The sequence below is a fragment of the Halanaerobium hydrogeniformans genome (assembly GCF_000166415.1).
Lineage (GTDB): Bacteria > Bacillota > Halanaerobiia > Halanaerobiales > Halanaerobiaceae > Halanaerobium > Halanaerobium hydrogeniformans.
Genome location: NC_014654.1, coordinates 1,477,048 through 1,496,234, shown reverse-complemented (window position 1 = coordinate 1,496,234; position 19,187 = coordinate 1,477,048). Strand labels below are relative to the sequence as shown.

At 32.4% G+C, this 19,187-nt stretch carries 18 protein-coding genes; all 18 read left to right on the top strand.

Annotation, left to right across the window (positions count from 1 at the left end; translation table 11 throughout):
* Complete coding sequence (gene rbfA / locus HALSA_RS06710; RefSeq protein WP_013405836.1) at window positions 1-384, top strand: 30S ribosome-binding factor RbfA; 384 nt, start codon at window positions 1-3, stop codon at window positions 382-384.
* Entirely contained in the window at window positions 368-1,342 is a 975-nt protein-coding gene (locus HALSA_RS06705; RefSeq protein WP_013405835.1) for a DHH family phosphoesterase, read from the top strand. Before rbfA ends, HALSA_RS06705 begins: the two co-directional genes overlap by 17 nt.
* The gene (gene truB, locus HALSA_RS06700; RefSeq protein WP_013405834.1) at window positions 1,335-2,228 is read left to right on the top strand and encodes a tRNA pseudouridine(55) synthase TruB; all 894 of its coding nucleotides are present in this window, start codon (window positions 1,335-1,337) and stop codon (window positions 2,226-2,228) included. The genes HALSA_RS06705 and truB overlap by 8 nt, the downstream gene beginning before the upstream one ends.
* 69 nt (window positions 2,229-2,297) lie before the next feature.
* On the top strand, window positions 2,298-3,221 hold the full coding sequence (locus HALSA_RS06695) for a bifunctional riboflavin kinase/FAD synthetase (protein WP_013405833.1): 924 nt from the start codon (window positions 2,298-2,300) through the stop codon (window positions 3,219-3,221).
* Between the two features lie 99 nt (window positions 3,222-3,320).
* Complete coding sequence (gene rpsO / locus HALSA_RS06690) at window positions 3,321-3,587, top strand: 30S ribosomal protein S15 (RefSeq protein ID WP_013405832.1); 267 nt, start codon at window positions 3,321-3,323, stop codon at window positions 3,585-3,587.
* 76 nt (window positions 3,588-3,663) lie between these two features.
* On the top strand, window positions 3,664-5,754 hold the full coding sequence (pnp, locus tag HALSA_RS06685) for a polyribonucleotide nucleotidyltransferase (protein ID WP_013405831.1): 2,091 nt from the start codon (window positions 3,664-3,666) through the stop codon (window positions 5,752-5,754).
* 5 nt (window positions 5,755-5,759) lie between these two features.
* A complete protein-coding gene (locus HALSA_RS06680) occupies window positions 5,760-6,608 on the top strand; it encodes a deoxyribonuclease IV (RefSeq protein ID WP_013405830.1) in 849 nt (282 codons plus the stop codon).
* A gap of 12 nt (window positions 6,609-6,620) precedes the next feature.
* The gene (locus HALSA_RS06675; RefSeq protein WP_013405829.1) at window positions 6,621-9,086 is read left to right on the top strand and encodes a helicase C-terminal domain-containing protein; all 2,466 of its coding nucleotides are present in this window, start codon (window positions 6,621-6,623) and stop codon (window positions 9,084-9,086) included.
* Window positions 9,076-10,002, top strand: coding sequence for a cell wall hydrolase (locus HALSA_RS06670; RefSeq protein WP_013405828.1), 927 nt, complete (start codon window positions 9,076-9,078; stop codon window positions 10,000-10,002). Before HALSA_RS06675 ends, HALSA_RS06670 begins: the two co-directional genes overlap by 11 nt.
* A 47-nt stretch (window positions 10,003-10,049) precedes the next feature.
* The gene (gene dut, locus HALSA_RS06665; RefSeq protein ID WP_013405827.1) at window positions 10,050-10,490 is read left to right on the top strand and encodes a dUTP diphosphatase; all 441 of its coding nucleotides are present in this window, start codon (window positions 10,050-10,052) and stop codon (window positions 10,488-10,490) included.
* 20 nt (window positions 10,491-10,510) lie between these two features.
* The gene (gene mtnA, locus HALSA_RS06660) at window positions 10,511-11,554 is read left to right on the top strand and encodes an S-methyl-5-thioribose-1-phosphate isomerase (RefSeq protein WP_013405826.1); all 1,044 of its coding nucleotides are present in this window, start codon (window positions 10,511-10,513) and stop codon (window positions 11,552-11,554) included.
* Window positions 11,555-11,575: 21 nt separating this feature from the next.
* A complete protein-coding gene (thrB, locus tag HALSA_RS06655; RefSeq protein WP_013405825.1) occupies window positions 11,576-12,496 on the top strand; it encodes a homoserine kinase in 921 nt (306 codons plus the stop codon).
* A 3-nt stretch (window positions 12,497-12,499) separates the two neighbouring features.
* Window positions 12,500-13,786 carry a homoserine dehydrogenase gene (locus HALSA_RS06650; RefSeq protein ID WP_013405824.1) on the top strand — a complete coding sequence of 429 codons (1,287 nt, stop codon included), beginning with the start codon at window positions 12,500-12,502 and terminating at the stop codon, window positions 13,784-13,786.
* 31 nt (window positions 13,787-13,817) lie between these two features.
* On the top strand, window positions 13,818-15,041 hold the full coding sequence (locus HALSA_RS06645) for an aspartate kinase (RefSeq protein WP_013405823.1): 1,224 nt from the start codon (window positions 13,818-13,820) through the stop codon (window positions 15,039-15,041).
* A gap of 81 nt (window positions 15,042-15,122) precedes the next feature.
* On the top strand, window positions 15,123-15,248 hold the full coding sequence (locus tag HALSA_RS06640) for a desulfoferrodoxin FeS4 iron-binding domain-containing protein (protein ID WP_013405822.1): 126 nt from the start codon (window positions 15,123-15,125) through the stop codon (window positions 15,246-15,248).
* 180 nt (window positions 15,249-15,428) lie between these two features.
* Window positions 15,429-16,820 (top strand): asparagine--tRNA ligase, encoded by a 1,392-nt coding sequence (asnS, locus tag HALSA_RS06635; protein WP_013405821.1) that lies wholly within the window; start codon window positions 15,429-15,431, stop codon window positions 16,818-16,820.
* Window positions 16,821-16,864: 44 nt separating this feature from the next.
* Window positions 16,865-17,404, top strand: coding sequence for a methylated-DNA--[protein]-cysteine S-methyltransferase (locus HALSA_RS06630; protein WP_013405820.1), 540 nt, complete (start codon window positions 16,865-16,867; stop codon window positions 17,402-17,404).
* Entirely contained in the window at window positions 17,389-19,185 is a 1,797-nt protein-coding gene (pepF, locus tag HALSA_RS06625) for an oligoendopeptidase F (RefSeq protein ID WP_013405819.1), read from the top strand. Before HALSA_RS06630 ends, pepF begins: the two co-directional genes overlap by 16 nt.
* Window positions 19,186-19,187 lie beyond the last annotated feature (2 nt).

The following is a 19,187-nucleotide window of genomic DNA, read 5'->3' as shown; positions in this document are numbered from 1 at the left end:
ATGACAAAAAAAAGAGCGATTAGAGTTGGCGAATTATTAAAAGAAGAAATAAGTCAAATAATATTAAGAGAAATGAAAGATCCAAGAATTGCCTTTGTTTCAGTTACTGATGTAAAAGTTAGTGGAGATTTAAGGCATGCTAAAGTATTTGTCAGTGTTTTTGGAACTGATAAAGAAAAAGAAGAAACAATGGAAGGCCTTGACAAAGCTACCGGTTATATTAGAAAGCTGGTTGGGGAAAGAGTAAAAATTCATCATACCCCAGAAATTATCTTTAGATATGATGATTCTATTGAACAGGGTGTTCATATTTCTAAAATAATCAATAATCTCAAAGAATCAGGAGAGATAAAGGAGTCTGACTCTGATGCAAAAGGAAATTAATAAAATAATAGAGATCTTTAATAAAGAAGATAATTTCTTGATTGCAGGTCATGTAGGTGCTGATGGAGATTGTATTGGCTCAGTAACTGCATTAACAAGACTTTTAAGAAAGAAAAACAAAAGTGCCAGAGCTTATTTTAATCGAGACACTCTGGCTCCTTTTTCTTTTTTAGATTTAAACAAGGAAGAATATTATGATGATTTTGAGCGATTGAAAAAAGAAATCGAGTCAGATTATATATTAATTGCCCTGGATTCAGGTAATTTAGAAAGGGTTGATCTTGAAAAAGAGATAATCGATTCTGCCAAATATATTATAAACATTGATCATCATCAAGATAATAGTCGTTTTGGCAAGATAAATCTTGTTGATTCAGATAAAGCTGCAGTTGGAGAAATGATATATGCTGTTGTTAAAGAACTTCTAAATGGAGATATACCATTAGAGATTGGAACTCCTCTTGCAACAGCTATTATTACCGATACTGGAGCTTTACGTTATGAAAATACCAGTGCTGATGTTTTAAGAGTTTTAGCAGATTTGGTTGAAAGTGGAGTAAATATTTACAAGATCAATAAAGAAATATTTGGCACTGTAAGTTATAAGGCAATTGTCTTAAGGGGTCTTGTGCTTTCTACACTTAAATTAAGTGAAGATGGTAAAGTAGCCTGGTTATATGTCAGCAGAGATATGATGCATGAAGCCGGGACTGATTATACAGAAGGATTGGTAAATCAAGCAAGAGATATTGAGGATGTAGAAATTGGTATCTTGTTTACTGAGGAAGAAAAAGAAAAAATCAAAGTAAGCCTGCGTTCTAATTTTTATGCAAAGGTTAATAAAATTGCCTCTCAATTCGATGGTGGTGGTCATCCGAGGGCTGCCGGGGCAACTGTTGAAAAAGATCTACAGACAGCTATTAAAGAGGTTGTAGAGGTGGCCAAAAAACATGTTTAATGGTACTGCAAATATTATAAAACCACCTGGAATATCTTCAGGTTATTTTATAAAGATATTGCGTAAAATATTGGATGAAAAAAAAGCCGGTCATACTGGCACCTTAGATCCAGCTGCAGCTGGAGTTTTAGCTGTTTGTTTTGGTAAGGCAACTAAAACTATTCCCTTTATAGATGACAGCAAAAAAAGTTATATCTGTGAAATGGAGCTGGGCAAAGAAACCGATAGTCTTGATCTTGATGGAAAAACAATTCGTGAAGATCTAAACTGGAACAAACTAAGTGAAGCTAAAGTTAAAGCAGAGATTATGAAATTTAAAGGGCAAGGTAAACAAATCCCCCCCATGTATTCTGCAATTCATCATCAGGGCAAACGTTTATACAAACTGGCTAGAAAGGGAATTAGAGTTGAAAGAGAAGCTCGAGAAATAGAAATATATTCTCTTGACATACTTGATATTTCTCTGCCGATAATCAGATTTAAAGTAACGGTTTCAAGAGGTTGTTATATCCGTTCTCTGGTCAGAGATATCGGTGAATCTCTCAATTCATCTGCGGTTATGACTTTTCTTTTGAGAACACAAAGTGGTCCATTTAAGCTTGAAAATTCTGTTACTATTGAAGAATTAGAAGAAAAAGGCAGCAGAATACTTTTAAGTCCAGAACAGCCGCTGGATTTAGCTAAATATACTGTTAAAGACTCTTCATTTTTCAGAATTGAAAATGGTAATTATTTATTGGCAAAAGATTTCGTAGAAGCTGATATTGAGCTAGAATTAGAAGAAGATTTTCTCTGTTTTTCAGAGGAAGGAAAATTTCTTGCTATCGCAAAATTTACAACTAAAGATGATTATCAAATATATCAGCCAGTTAAGGTCTTTATATAAAAGATATTTAATAAAACTAATAGGGTTTGTTAAAAAGACAGTAAAGTTAATAGACTGGAGGACAATTGAATGCAGATAATAACTAGTGAAAATTATGATAATTTTAGAGAAAACAATTCTGTTATTGCTATTGGAGCTTTTGATGGTTTACACAAAGGGCATCAATTAATAATTGAAAAATGTATTGAAACTGCAAAACTAAACCAGCTACCTTCTGCAGTTCTTTCATTTAATCCTCATCCTTTAGAAGTTATTCCAGACCAAACCCCTCCTCCAGCACTGGTTTCCAGAAAACAAAAACTTTCTATTTTAGAAAACATGGGCCTTGATTATTATTTTGAACAAAAATTTGATGAGGAATTTGCCGGGCTGTCTGCAGTTGAGTTCGTTGAAAATATTTTGACTGAAAAGTTAAAATTAGACACTGTAGTGGTTGGAAGTGATTTTCGATTTGGTAAAAATAATGAGGCCAATGTAGAGATATTAAATAAACTCGCTGATATACATGGGTTTAAAACGAAGATCATCTCACAGCTGAACGCAAATGAAGACAGGATTTCCAGTACTAGAATAAGAAATCTACTGCAAAAAGGCAAACTAAATAAAGCTGAAGAACTTTTAGGAAGACCATTTCAAATTTGTGGCAGAGTAGTCCACGGGAAAAAAATAGGGAGAAAACTTGGTTTTCCAACCGCAAATTTAAAACTAGAAAGTGATTATGTGTTACCTCCCCTGGGAGTATATGCTGTGGAGGTTCATTATAAGGGTCAAAGATTTTGTGGGGCCGCCAATATTGGTGATAATCCCACTTTTAATGGAGTGAATACTTCATTTGAAATTTTTATACTTGATTTTAAAGATAAACTCTACCAAAAAAGACTCTGTGTTGATTTAGTCGAGTATATTCGCCCGGAAAAAGAATTTGCTGATGTTGAAGAATTAAAAGAACAAATGCGTAAGGATGTTCTTTACACTCGAAAAATTTTATGTTAAAATTAAAAGGAAAGTTTTAGATTAGCATTTGCTAGGATTGCGAATCTCCGACGTATTCTTGGCTTATGCTGGATTAATAATTCAGGAGGTGAATTTTCCATGTTAAATAAAGAAAAGAAAGAAGAAATCATTAAAGAATATCAACTAGAAGAGGGAGATACTGGTTCTCCAGAAGTACAGGTTGCTCTTTTAACAGCTAGAATCTCAGAATTAACTGATCATTTGAAGCAACATAAAAATGATCATCATTCAAGAAGAGGTTTATTAAAAATGGTTGGTCAGAGAAGAAAATTATTAAGATACTTAAAAAATAATGATGTTCTGCGTTATCGTGATTTAATTTCTAGATTAGAACTTCGCGGTTAATAATGCACTTTAAAGAGCGGGGCTTACCCGCTCTTTATTTAAATATAATGTTAAAAAATAAAAAAGGAGGCAAAATATGAAAGAATGGACACTTGAATATGCCGGTTCTGATTTTCACATAGAAACAGGAAAATTAGCAAAACAGGCTAATGGTTCTGTAATGGTTCGTAGTGGAGATTCACAAGTTCTTGTAACAGCAACAATGGATGAACCAAGACCTGGGATGAATTATTTTCCCTTAATGGTGAATTATGAAGAAAGAGTATATGCTATCGGTAAAATTCCTGGTGGTGTTTTAAGAAGAGAAGGAAGACCACGTGATGAAGCAACCCTTGCAGCAAGAGTAATTGACCGTTCAATAAGACCGCTTTTTCCAGATGGCTATAGAAAAGATGTACAGGTAGTTGCTACCATTTTATCTGTTGATGATGATCATGATCCAGAAATGCTCGCTCTAAATGGAGCATCAATTGCTTTAACTATATCTGATATTCCTTTTGATGGACCAATAGGTGGAGTAAAGGTAGGTTTAGTTGATGGTGAGATAATTATAAATCCAAATGAAGAAGAAAGAGAAAACAGTGAGCTTGATCTAGTTGTAGCTGGTTCAAAAGATGCAATCATGATGGTTGAAGCCAGTGCAAATGAAGTTGAAGAAGCTGTTATCCTGGAAGCAATGGATTTAGCGCATCAAGAAATTCAAAAAATGATCAAAATTCAAAAAACAATTAGAGAAGAAGCAGGTAAAGAAAAAGAAGTATTTATCGAACCAACTGTTGATGATGAGCTTGCTGAAAAAGTTGAAGAGCTTCTCGGTGACAGATTAAAAGAAGCAATTCAAATTCAAAAAAAGCAGGCTAGAGGTGAAAAAATAGCTAGTTTAAAAGCTGAGCTTAAAGAAAATTTAAATCCTGATGAAGATGAGGATATTGATTCTCAACTTAACTTAGCTTTTGAAAACATGATTAAAAAATCAGTTAAAAGTCTAATAATTGATGATGGTATCCGTCCAGATGGTAGAGAACATGATGAAATCAGACCAATTTGGGCAGAAGTAGGAGTAGTACCTCGTTCACATGGTTCAGGTGTATTTACAAGGGGAGAAACCCAGGCTTTAAGTGTTTTAACACTCGGTGCATCCAGTGATGAACAGATATTATTTGGCTTGGGCGAAAAAGAAACAAAAAGATATATGCACCATTATAATTTCCCATCTTTTTGTGTAGGTGAAACAAGTCCGATGCGTTCTCCAGGTAGGAGAGAAATTGGTCATGGTACACTGGGTGAGAAAGCTTTACTTCCGGTTATCCCTGAAAAAGACGATTTTCCTTATACGATCAGAATTGTATCAGAAGTTCTTGAATCAAACGGTTCCTCTTCTCAGGCCAGTATCTGTGGAAGCACACTTTCTTTAATGGATGCAGGAGTACCTATAAAGGCACCTGTTTCTGGTATAGCAATGGGACTTATGAAAAAAGATGATGAGATTGTTGTTTTATCTGATATCCAGGGTTTTGAAGATTTCCATGGTGATATGGACTTTAAAGTTGCAGGAACCGAAAATGGTGTAACAGCTTTACAGATGGATATGAAACTTAAAGGGCTTTCTAAAGATGTTTTAGAAGAAGCTTTAAATAAAGCTAAAAAAGGCAGAATGCATATAATGGAAAAAATGCTAGAAGTAATTGCTGAACCAAGACCTGAACTTTCTAAAAATGCTCCTGCTCTGATCAGCATGAAAATTAATCCAGAAAAAATACGTTTTGTTATTGGACCTGGAGGTAAAACAATAAATGAAATTATAGATAAAACTGGTGCTCAAATAGATATTGATGATGATGGTACTGTTATGATTTTAACAGATGACCAGGAAAGTGGAAAAGAAGCTAAAAAAATGGTAGAGAACCTTACTAAAGAAGTGGAAGTAGGAGAAATTTATCAGGGTACAGTTAAAAGGATCATGAATTTTGGTGCCTTTGTTGAAATACTTCCAAATAAAGAAGGTTTAGTCCACATTTCTAAAATTGCTGACAGACATATTAAAGAAGTTAGTGATGTATTATCTGTTGGAGATGAAATTCCAGTTAAAGTTATTGAAATAGATAATCAGGATAGGATTAATCTATCTCTCAAAGCAGCAAAAAAAGAACTGGAAGATAAGGAGTAATCAATTTGATTTTAGGTAAACATGCATCTATAGCCGGGGGAATAGATAAATCGCTTAAAAGAGCAGCTGAGATTGGTTGTAACTCTGTACAGATTTTTGTAAAAAATCCTCGGGGTTGGAAAGCTAGAGTTTTATCAGATGCTGAAGTTGAGCGTTTTAAAATAAATAGAAAAAAATATAATATTAACCCTGTTGTAGTACATGCTGCTTATTTAATCAATCTGGCTTCACCAAAACAAGAACTATGGGAAAAATCAATTTCAGCTCTCAAAATGGAATTAAGCAGAAGTGCCAGATTAGGAGCTGAATACTTGATTTTTCATCCTGGTAGCCACACTGGATCTGGAATAGACAGTGGAATAAAAAGAATCGCTGAGGCCTTAAATATTATTTTTTCTGAAATTGATGACAGCTTAACTGAAAAAACAAAGATATTACTGGAAAATACTGCTGGAGCAGGTAGTAGTATTGGCCAGGATTTTTCAGAGCTTAAAGCTATCATTGATAAAGTTGAACAGTCAGAAAAACTTGGTATCTGTATAGATAGCTGTCATGCTTTTGCTGCAAAATACAATCTCCAGCAAAAATCGGGGCTCAATAAATTACTTTCAGATTTAGATGATGATATCGGACTTTCTATGTTAAAGGTTATTCACTTAAATGACTCCAAACATAATTGTTGTGAAAACAAAGATGAGCATGCTCATATTGGAGAAGGTAAGATAGGTGAAAACGGTTTTAAAGAGCTTATCAATCATCCTAAACTAAAAGATCTGCCTTTTATTTTAGAAACACCATGGTTTGAAGATGAAGTTGATCAAGATGTTATTTTGCTAGAAAAATTAAGATATTAAGGGGGCTTTATTTTGTCTGTCAGAGATCAACTGCTAAAAAAAGCAGCAAAAAGCTTAAAAAAAGAAATCGAATCAGCCTCTGGCAATGAAATTTTTATTAGAGCTCAACTTAATGATAAAAATATTATTGATTCTTTTGAAGTGTTAGCCAGAGGAAATAGTTATTCTGCTCCAGCTGTGATTAATAATATAATGGCAGGGGAGATGATTATTCATAATCATCCTTCAGGAGATCTAACTCCATCTGCTGCTGACATTCGTCTTGCTTCAAAAATGGCTGCAAGAGAAGTTGGCTTTGCAATTATTGATAATAAGGCTGAAGATATCTATGTTGTAGTTGAGCCCGGTAAAAAAGAAAAAAGCAAAGTCCTGCCAAAAGAAAAGATTCTAAATTTATTTAAAGCTGAAGGAAAACTTTCTAAAGAACTAGAACGTTTTTCAGAAAGAAAAGAACAGCTTAGTGCAGCAGAAAAAATAATAGATTCTTTTAATAATCATCAGTTTGACTTTATTGAAGCAGGTACTGGAACAGGCAAGTCTTTTGCCTATCTAATTCCTGCTCTTTTTTATAATAATATAAACAAAAGCAGAATTGTAGTTTCTACAAATACTATTAATTTACAGGAACAATTAATAAACAAAGATTTAGTCACCCTGGCCAGAATTTTGGATTTTGACTTTAAGGCTGTATTGGTTAAAGGTAGAAATAATTATCTTTGTTTGCGAAAATATAAAAATTTTAAAAACAATTTTGAAAACGGGGAAATAGAGATCGAAAAAGAACTATTTTCTGAGCTGCAGGAATGGAAAGAAGAAAGCAAAAGCGGTGAAAAATCTGAGATTAATTTTCAGATAAAATCTTCAATCTGGAATAAAATTGCTGCAGAAAGTGATTTATGTCTTAATACTGTCTGTCCTTTTTTTAAAGCATGTTATTTTATGCAGGCCAGAAAAAAAGTATATAAGGCAGATATACTAATTGTTAACCATCATCTGCTATTATCAGATGCAAGGTTAAAAGAAGATACCGGTTCTGTTGATAGGGGTATACTGCCAAATTTTAATCATTTGATTATTGATGAAGCTCATAATATTGGTGATATAGCAACAGAACATCTTGGTCACCCCTTATATAAACCATTATTAGATAAATGGTTAAAAAGTTTAAGCGGAGAAAAAAATTCTTTAATTTCTGAGATAAGAGAAGATATAGCCTTTTATTTAGATAGTGACCAGGCCAGGCTCCGTAAGGTTTTAGATGCTAAGGTAATACCGGCTTCTCAGAAGATAAATGATTTAATTCCTCAATACTTTAATGAATTAAAAACTATAGTTAATAACTATCAAAAACGAAAAATAACTGTTGATCAAAAATTAAAAAGCACCTCTAAATGGCAGGAATTTAAAACTACTGCTGAAAATCTGGCTGGTTATTTAAAAAATATTGCCGGGTTTCTGCAAATTATTTATGATAATTTATATTTAGACATAGATGATAACACAGATGAAAACGAAATGAAAATAACATCCAGCATCAACCGCTGTCACACTTTGATCGAAAGAATAGAATTTAATTTAAAAGCAGAAGACGAAGATTATGTATACTGGCTGGAGTCAAGTTTTTATCGGGGGAGTGAACAGCTGGTTCAGAAATCTGTTCCGATCGATTCTGGTAAATTTTTGCCAGAATTGTTATGGTCAAAGCTGAGTAATATTATATTTACTTCTGCTACAATAACTGCAGCTGGATCTTTTGAATATTTTTATCGCTCAACAGGAATTAAAAAGGCTGAAGAATTAAAATTAGAATCACCTTTTGATTATTCTAAACAGGCAGAGCTGTTAATTCCATTGAATTTTCCGGAGCCTGGAGCTGATATTTTTTTAAAAGAACTTGTCAAAAATCTTTATGAAATCATAATTAATTCAGGTGGCTCAACCCTGGTTCTTTTTACTTCTTATCGGATGTTAAATTACAGTTATAATAACCTTAAAGATAAGGTTGAGAAAAAGGGTATCAGGATTTTATCACAATCAGAATTATCGAGAAATTATATTATGAAGGAGTTTCGTGCATCTTATAATACTGTTATTTTTGGTACCTCTAGTTTTTGGGAGGGAGTAGACCTGCCAGGAGATTTGTTGAAATTTTTAGTAATGGTTAAATTGCCATTTCCAGTTCCTGGACAACCTCTTTACAAGGCTAAAGAGGATCTCTTGAAAAAAGAGGGTTTAAATCCTTTTTATAATCTTGCCCTTCCAGAAGCTGTTATTCGATTTAGACAGGGTTTTGGGAGATTGATCCGTTCTCGTAAAGATCATGGTTTAATAATTCTTTTCGATCGTCGGGTTGTCAGCAGATCTTACGGAAAAAGTTTCTTAAAGTCACTACCCGAAGGCTGTCCGGTTAATGAAGTTAATTTAGAAACAATTAAGCAGAAAATCTTAGATAATGGAGCTGGAATTGATGAAAAATAGGGATAAACTAGTACTAATAATATTTATTGCTTTTGTTTTTTTAGCTGTTAACAGTGCTTCTGCTGCTCCGAATTTAAGTTTAGTCTATGTAATTCAGCAGGGAGATACACTATCAGAAATAGCTTCTGATTTTGATATTTCAACAAGTGAATTAAGAGATTTAAATGAGATTAACATTAATTCTTCTATAAAAATGGGTGATGAACTTTTAATCCCTTTACCTGAAGCAAAAAATGAGAAAATAAAAAAGGATGATCAGCTTTTTTCTGATTATCAATCAAAAAAGAAACAACTATCTTTTGCTGTTAATACAAATTATGCTGTCAGAATAAATCCATCTCAGCAGCAGCCAGATATCAGTGATATACCTGAAGATAAAATTATCGATTATTATGTGGGTCCGGGTGATACTTTATATGATCTAGCTAGAGATTTTAGTACAACAATTGGAACGATTATGGCTTTAAATAATAAAGAAAATAATTTTTTGAGAAGTGGAGAAAAGCTGAGGTTGCCTGTACATAATTTAACCTCTCATCAGATTTTAAACAAAAGAGTCAGCAGACAGGAATTAAATCTTTTAGCTAGAGCAGTTTATGGTGAAGCTAGAGGAGAGCCCTATCTGGGCCAGGTTGCTGTTGCAGCCGTTATAATTAACAGGGTTTTAAGTAGACAGTTTCCAAACTCTTTTGCAGAAGTTATTTACCAACAGGGTCAATTTTGTGTAGTTAGTGATGGTCAGATTAACCTAACTCCCAATCAGCAAGCCTATAATGCTGCCAGAGATGCTTTAAATGGTAATGACCCTACCAATGGAGCTCTCTACTTCTATAATCCTAGAACTGCCACAAATACGAACTTTTTTCAGGGGAGAAGGGTAATCACAAAAATTGGTGAACATCTTTTTATAGAATAACTATCATCTATAAAATTTTACTGTACAATCTCAGAGAGGATGATAATATGAATATCAAAGTTGAAAAGCTTAATGATCAGGTTAAATTACCTGAATATCAACATTTTGGAGAAGATGCAGGTTTAGATCTTCATGCTGCTGAAGAAGTTATCATTAAAAGTGGTGAATATGAATTAATTAAAACAGGATTAAAAATAGCGGTTCCCAAAGGTTATGCTGCTTTTGTCTATCCAAGAAGTGGACTTGCATTAAAACATGGTATCACTGTTTTAAATGCAGATGGAGTTATTGATTCCGGTTATAGAGGAGAAGTCGCAGTAATATTAATTAACCACGGCAGTGAAGATTTTAAAATAAATTTTAATGATAGAATCGCCCAGTTAATAATTCAAAAAGTTAATCTAATTGAGTGGGAGCTTGTTGATGATTTAGAAGAAAGCGATAGAGGTTCAGGAGGCTTTGGTCATACAGGAGTTAAAGGCAAATAATCTAACTGGAGGGCAGGATAATGAAAAATGAAACTATGTATTTTAAAGATGAACAATTAAAATTACTCGATCAACGAAAACTACCTGGTGAAATTGAATATTTCAGTTGTAAAAATTATCAGGATACAGAGTTTGCAATTTCTGATATGGTTGTAAGAGGTGCTCCAGCAATTGGAGCAGCAGCAGCTTATGGATTTTATCTTGCTGCTTTAGAATTTGCTGATCTGGAAAAAGTAGAATTAAAAAAAGAACTAAAAAAAGCGGCAGAAGAATTAATCGCTGCTCGTCCTACTGCCGTTAATTTAAGCTGGGCGGTTGAACAGCTTTTAGAACTAGCTTTAGATAATTTAGATAAATCTAAAGATGAATTTTTAACAATTTTAAAAAATAAGGCAGATAATATTGCTGATTCTGACAGAAAAATTAACAAAAAGATGGCAGAAAACGGTAATACATTAATTAAAGATAATGCGGTAATTTTAACCCATTGTAATGCAGGTGCACTGGCAACGGTTGAATATGGGACTGCATTAGGGGTCATCAGAGAAGCTCATTTTAGTAATAAAAATATAAAGGTTTTTGCCGATGAGACAAGACCAAGATTACAGGGAGCCAGGCTAACCGCCTTTGAACTAATGGAAGAAGGGATAGATGTTACTTTAATTGCAGATAGTACAGCAGCTACTTTAATTAGAGATGCTAAAATTGACTATATCATTACTGGTGCAGATAGAATTGCAGCAAATGGTGATACAGCAAATAAAATTGGTACATTTATGCTCTCTGAACTGGCGAAGAATTTCAATGTTCCTTTTTATGTTGCTGCTCCATTATCCACTATTGATAGAAAACTTGAAAGCGGCAGCCAGATCGAAATCGAAGCAAGAGATAGTCAAGAAATAACTCATATTGAAGGAGTACAGATTGCTCCAGATAATGTTAAAGTCTATAATCCTGCCTTTGATGTTACTCCTGCAGAAAATATAAGTGCTATTATAACTGAAAAAGGTATTGTAAAAAATCCTAAGAAAAAATCTATTGCAAAATTATTTCAAGCTTATTAATTTCTAGAGAGGAATATAAAAATGGATGAATTTAAAGTACCAGCTACATCAGCTAATTTAGGTCCAGGCTATGATACAATAGGAATGGCTCTAAATCTTTTTAATAATTTTAAAGTAAAAAAAAGAAAAGATGATTTAATAAAGGTAAAGGTTATAGATAAGAGCAATAATGATCATGTTTTAAAGCTCAACCCGGCAAATGATTTAATCTCATTAGCTTATAAAAGTTATTTTAACTTTATTAATCAAAAAGCTTCTGGGGTAGAAATTATTGAAACTATGCAAACACCCCTGGCAAGAGGTTTAGGTAGTAGTGCATCCGCAATTATTGGTGGACTTACAGCAGCAGCTATTGTTTCTGAAAAAGTAATTGAAGAAAAAGATTTTATTAAACTTGCAGTTTTACTTGAAAAACATCCTGATAATGTAGTTCCTGCTTTAGTTGGTGGGTTAACAATAAATTATAATTGCAATGAGGACTATAGTTATTATAAAATAAATGTAAGTCAAAATATTTCTTTTGTTTTAGTTGTTCCAGATTACGAATTAAAAACTAAAGAATTGCGGGCAGTTTTGCCAGATAAAATAACTTATCCTGATGCGATCTTTAATTTAAGTAGGACTGCTTTATTTACAGCAGCATTTATTAATAATGAATATCAACTATTAAAAAAGGCAATGGAAGATAAAATACATCAGCCCTACAGAAAAGAATTAATTGAAGAATTTGATCAAGTTTTATCTAAAGCTTATGAATGGGGAGCATATGGGGCAGCTTTGAGTGGAGCTGGACCGACTATAATTGCTGTAGCTGATAAAAATACTGAAAAAATAGCTGAAGAAATGAAAAAACCTTTTAAAGCAAGAAATATTAATTGCAGTAGTTTTATTTTAAAAGGCTGTAATTATAACTTATATGAGTATTTAAAAGGGAGGCACTAATATATGATTAACATTGCCCTATTGGGTTATGGAACTGTAGGCAGTGGCTTTTATGAAATATTAAAAAATAATAAAAATAAAATTGAAAATATAGTTAAAGAAAAAATCAAGCTTAAACATATTTTAATAAAAGATCTTAATAAAAAAAGAGAAAATCTTGAAGATAAATCTATTTTAACTGATGATTTCAATAAAATTTTAATGGACCCCGAAGTAGATATTGTTGTAGAATTAATTGGGGGAGAACAAGCTGCCTATCAATATATCACGAATTCTTTAAAAAAGAATAAAATTGTTATAACAGCTAATAAACTATTGATTGCTAAACATTATAATCAATTACTGGCTTTAGCTGAAAATAATGATACCCATATTTATTTTGAGGGTAGTGTTGGTGGTGGGATTCCAATTATCAAAGCAATAAGAGAACATCTAGCTGGAGATAATATCCAGGAAATAGATGCGATTTTAAATGGTACTACAAATTATATTCTTTCGATTATGGAAGAAAAAACTATCAGTATGAAAGAAACAATTCAAAAAGCACAGGAAATGGGTTATGCAGAACAGGATCCAGAAGAAGATCTAGAAGGTTATGATGTTTTATATAAGATTTGCATTTTAGCGAATTTAGCTTTCGATATTTCGGTAAACCCTGAAGATATTCCCTGTAAAGGTATTAAAGGGATTACAAGTTATGATTTGATTTATGCTTCTGAACTGGGTTATAAAATTAAACTGATAGCAAGTATAAAAAATATAAACAACAAGATAAATATTGGAGTAAGGCCAAATTTAGTTGAGAAAGAAGAGTATTTAGCATCAATTGATGGAGTTTTTAATGGAATAGAAGTTTATTCACGGTATTCACAAAAACTTAGCTTTGATGGTATGGGGGCTGGCAAATATCCCAGTGCAAATGCAGTTATTTCTGATTTGATTGAAGCTGCAAAAACTATTAAAGAAAATAAAACAAAAATGGATCTTAATCCATTAGAAAAAACAACAACATTTGATTTACATGCTTATCTTGAGCAATCATTTTATATTAGGATTCAAATAGAAAAAGATGATCAAACAATAAATAAAATAAAAGAAATTTTTGCAGAAAAAGATCTGGCAGAATTATTTTTTAAAGATAATAAAACAGAAACACCTTTACTGCCGGTAATTATTATAACTAAAAAAATCAGGGAAGATAAATTAGAGAAAATTATCAAAAAAATAGAATCTTTAAAAGGTGTATTAACAATAAATAATATTATTCCTATTAAAGATACAGTTATTTAGAATTATTAGAACAATAGGGAAGGTGAAAGATGTGTCACTAATTGTACAAAAATATGGAGGCAGCTCTGTTGCTAATCCAGAGTTGATTGATAATGTAGCAAAAAGAGTAATTGAAGGATATAAAAAAGGCAATCAAATGATTGTTGTTGTTTCAGCAATGGGAGATACAACAGATAAGCTAATCGATTTAATGGGACAGATTACAGATGATCCAGACCCTCGTGAAGTTGATATGCTTTTAACAACTGGAGAACAGGTTTCTATAGCTCTGTTGACAATGGCAATCCATTCTTATGGTTATCCTGCAATTTCATTAACTGGAAGCCAGATGAAGATCAAAACAAATGAAAAACACAACCAGGCAATAATAACCGATATAGATACCAGCAGACTACTTAAAGAACTGGCACAAAACAAAATAGTAATAGTAGCCGGTTTTCAAGGTGTAAATGATAATCATGATTTCACAACACTTGGTAGAGGTGGTTCAGACACCACCACAGTTGCAGTTGCTGCAGCCGTAGAAGCTGATAGATGTGAGATTTATTCTGATGTTGATGGTGTTTATACAGCTGACCCTAGAATCGTTAAAAATGCCAGTAAATTAGATTATATTTCTTATGAAGAAATGCTTGAACTTGCCAATTTAGGTGCTAATGTGCTCCATCCTAGAGCCGTAGAACTGGCAAATCATTATGGTCTAAAATTATATATTGCTTCAAGTTTCAATAACAAATTAGGAACAATTGTTAGAGGAGATGACAAAATGGAAGGAAAACAAAATGTAGTTGGAGTGGCCAGTGATATTAATGAAATAAAAATAACTGTAGAAAGAATACCAGATCAACCTGGAGTAGCTGGTAAATTATTTAATTCTCTAGCTGATGCAGGAGTTAATGTTGATATGATTATTCAGAACCTGCAGCGTGATAATTTAAATGATATTACCTTTACTATTAATAATGATCATGAAAAAAGAGCAGTCAATGTTTTAGAAAAAATAAAACCAGAATTAAAAATTAATAATTATAATATAGATAGAGATGTTGCAAAAATATCTATAGTTGGAGCTGGTATGCAGTCTACTCCTGGTATTGCAGCAAGAATGTTTTCTGCCTTAGGCCGTGATCAAATTAATATTCAAATGATTACAACTTCTGAAATCAAAATTTCTTGTTTAATCAAAAAAGATTTAGCAGACAAAGCAGTAAATGTTTTACATGAAGAATTTTCTCTTGACAGAGTAAATAAATAATATTATTGAAAAAATTTGACAGATGCTTTATAATATTAATAGTTATTATTTGTCAAATCTTATAAAAGAGGAGGTTTTAAGATGGCTGTAAAGAAAAAAGGTGAAGTTTATCATTGTGAAGTTTGTGGTAATGTTGTAGAAGTAAAAGATGTTGGCGGCGGGACTCTCGTCTGCTGTGGACAGGACATGACATTAGAAGAAGAATAGGTATAAAAAATGTATCAATCAGCCCGGCATAAAAACCGGGCTCTTTAAAACTTTATAATTTGAGATTAAAATTAAATTAAATTCATTTGATTTTTTTAAAGGATTTAGTTGAGATTGCAAGAAATAATATAATAGTCAAAATATATATAAATAATTTAGACAAGGGAAAGGAAGTTTTGGATGAATTATTTTCAACGAAAAAAAATAAAAGATATTCTAGCAGACAATATTGATAGCTATAAAGATGTTATTGTTATGGGCTGGGTAAGAACCAAAAGGGTCTCTAAAAATATCGCCTTTATAGAAATTAATGATGGAAGTTGTTTGAATAATCTGCAAATTGTTATTTTAAATCCTTCAGAATTTCCTCTAGATGATATAAATAGAGGGGCCAGCATAAAGGTTACGGGCTATATAGATAAAGTTGAAGGTAGAGAACAGGATTTAGAGATGAAAGCCGAAAAAATCGATATAATTGGTGAAGCTCCAGAAGATTTTATTCTCCAAAAAAAGAGACACAGTTTTGAATTTTTAAGAGAGATCGCCCATCTGCGGGCAAGAACAAATACTTTTGGGGTTGTTAATAGATTCCGCAGTAAAATGTCATATGCTGTCCATGATTATTTTTATAATAAAGATTTTAAATATATACATACTCCGATTATAACATCAGGTGATGCCGAAGGAGCCGGAGAAATTTTTAAGGTTACTACTCTTGATTTTGAAAAACTAGCAAAAGCTGAAAATGGAGAGATCGATTATAGCCAGGATTTTTTTGGTAAAGAAACCGGCTTAACTGTTAGTGGTCAGCTGGAAGCAGAATTAATGGCTTCTGCTTTAGGAGATGTATATACTTTTGGCCCTACTTTTAGAGCCGAAAAGTCTAATACATCACGTCATGCTTCAGAGTTTTGGATGATAGAACCAGAAATGGCTTTTTGTAATTTAGATGAAATGATGGTTTTAATCGAAGATTTTATTAAAAAACTTTTTACTTTTGCCCTTAATGAAGCAGCAGAAGAAATGGATTTTTTTAACAAACAGATCGATAAAGGGAGAAGAGAAATAATCGCCAATATCATTGAAGCTGATTTTGCTAAAATCACATATACAGAAGCTATTGATATTTTAGAAAAAAGCGGAGTTGATTTTGAATATCCGGTTAGCTGGGGAATTGATCTTCAGTCTGAACATGAGAGGTTTTTGACAGAAAAATTCTTTAAAAAACCAATTATGGTTAAAGATTATCCTAAAGATATAAAAGCTTTTTATATGCGGCAAAATGATGATAATAAAACCGTTGCTGCTGTGGATTGTCTTGTTCCTGGAGTAGGAGAAATCATCGGGGGTAGCCAGAGAGAAGAAAGATACGAAAAATTAAAGTCCAGGATGCAGGAACTAAAGATGGATCTGGACGAATATCAGTGGTTTTTAGAGATCAGAAAATACGGAACAGTACCCCATTCAGGATTTGGACTTGGATTTGAAAGGCTTTTAATGTATTTATCAGGTATGCAAAATATTCGAGATATAATACCTTTCCCTAGGACACCTGGTACTGCAAAATTCTAGAAGCTAAAATATTTTTGCGCTAAAAAAGATTAGGGGTGAATAGCTTGGAAAAAAAGAATTATCTTACATATTATCCTTCTCCAATAGGAATCTTGAAAATAAAATTCAATAATTCTGCTTTACTTAGAATTGATTTTGAAGATAAGATTCGAGAAATTAAAAATAATTGTAGAGAAAACTTTTATCAGGACAAAAAAGTCCTAAAAATATATAATATGATTTTTGATCAACTTAACCAGTATTTTATGGGTGAGAGAAGAGAATTTGACTTACCCTTATCCTTAAATGGGAGTGAGTTTCAACTAAAGGTTTGGAATTGTTTACAAAAAATCCCTTATGCTAAAACTATGTCTTATTTAGAGCTTGCAAAAGCTATTGATAAGCCGGCTGCAGCAAGAGCCGTTGGCCAAGCTAATAATAATAATCCCATTTCAATTATTATCCCCTGTCACAGAGTAATAGCCAGTGATGGTAGTTTACATGGTTATGCAGATGGTATCTGGAGAAAAAAATGGCTTTTAGAGCACGAAAAAAGAAAAACTCAAAAGCTTAGAAAGGAAGATTACTTTTGTCTAAGGAATTAAAAGATAGAAATTCGATTTCAGATCAATATAAATGGAACTTAGATCATATTTATGCAGATGATAATAGCTTTGAAATAGAACTGCAGAAAGTGTTGCAGAAAATTGAAGCAATAAAAAATTATAAAAATGACTTTTGTGAAGATGGAGAAAAGCTTTATAATGCTTTAAATGAAATTATAAAGGTTGAGGAAAAAACTTCACGTTTATATGCCTATGCTCACATGAAATATGATCAGAATACTAAAAATGAGAAATATCAAAATTATAAAAACAAGGCTATGACTGCCTATAATAATTTGAATAATTCCACCTCATTTATGTTACCTGCAATAATTGAGTTGGGAGAAGAAAAATTAAAAGAATATATTAAAGAAAACGAGGAGTTATCATTTTATGAACATTTTTTTGATAATATAATGAGGCAGAAAGATCATTATTTATCAGCTGATGAAGAAAAGATTTTAGCTCTGGCTGGAGAAGTAACCCAGAGTTCTGAAAATATTTTTAGCATGTTAAACAATGCTGATCTAGAATTTCCGCTAATTGAAGATGAAAATGGAGAAGAAATAAGGCTAACTCACGGTCGATATATCGATCTCTTAAAAAATGAGGATAGGGAAGTTAGAAAAGAGGCTTTTAATGGTATGCATGGCGAATATGAAAAGCTTGATAATACCTTTGCAGCTGTATTAGACAGTAGTGTCAAAGGTGATATTTTTTATGCAAGGGCCAGAAAATATGAAAGTTCTTTAGAAGCCTCACTTGATGATGACAATATCAGTGTTGATGTTTATGATAATTTAATCAACAGTATCTCTGATAACTTAGCCCCCCTACATGAGTATATGGAACTAAAAAAAGAAATGTTAGAACTTGATGAACTACATATTTATGATACATATACTCCATTGATAAAAGAAATCGACCTTAAATTTGAATATGAGGAATCTAAAGATATTATAAAAAAAGCTTTACAACCACTTGGAGAAGATTATGTTTCCATAGTGGATAAAGCCTTTAATTCAGGCTGGATAGATGTTTATGAAAACAAGGGTAAAAGATCAGGGGCCTATTCCAGCGGCTGTTATGGTGTCCATCCTTTTATTCTCATGAATTATACTAAAGATATAAGCAATCTATTTACTTTAATTCATGAAATGGGACATGCTCTGCACAGCTATTATACAAATAAAAACCAACCCTATATCTATTCTAAATATAAGATTTTTGTCGCTGAAGTTGCCTCTACTTTAAATGAAAACTTACTGGTTGATTACATGTTAAATAATGCTGAAAGTAGAGAAGAAAAACTTTATTTATTAAATTATTTTTTAGAAGGTTTTAGAGGAACGGTTTATAGACAGACAATGTTTGCAGAATTTGAAAAATTAATTCATCAAGAGGTAGAAAAAGGAGCGGGTTTAACTTCTCAAAGTATGCAGCAAAAATATAATAATTTGAACAAAAAATATTTTGGAGATCAACTCGCAATTGATAAAAAACTTGATTACGAATGGGCCAGAATCCCGCATTTCTATTATAATTTTTATGTTTATAAATATGCAACAGGTTACTCTGCAGCAACCGCACTGGCAGAAAAAATAAAAAATGAAGGTGGTGAAGCTGCAGAAAGATACCTAGATTTTTTGAGGGCTGGTGGCAGTGATTATCCCTTAAATATCTTAAAAAATGCAGGCGTAAATATGGAAAAACCACTGGTGATAGAAAATGCTGTTGATAAATTTAGCCGCTATTTAAAAAAATTAAAAGACTTAATTTAAAG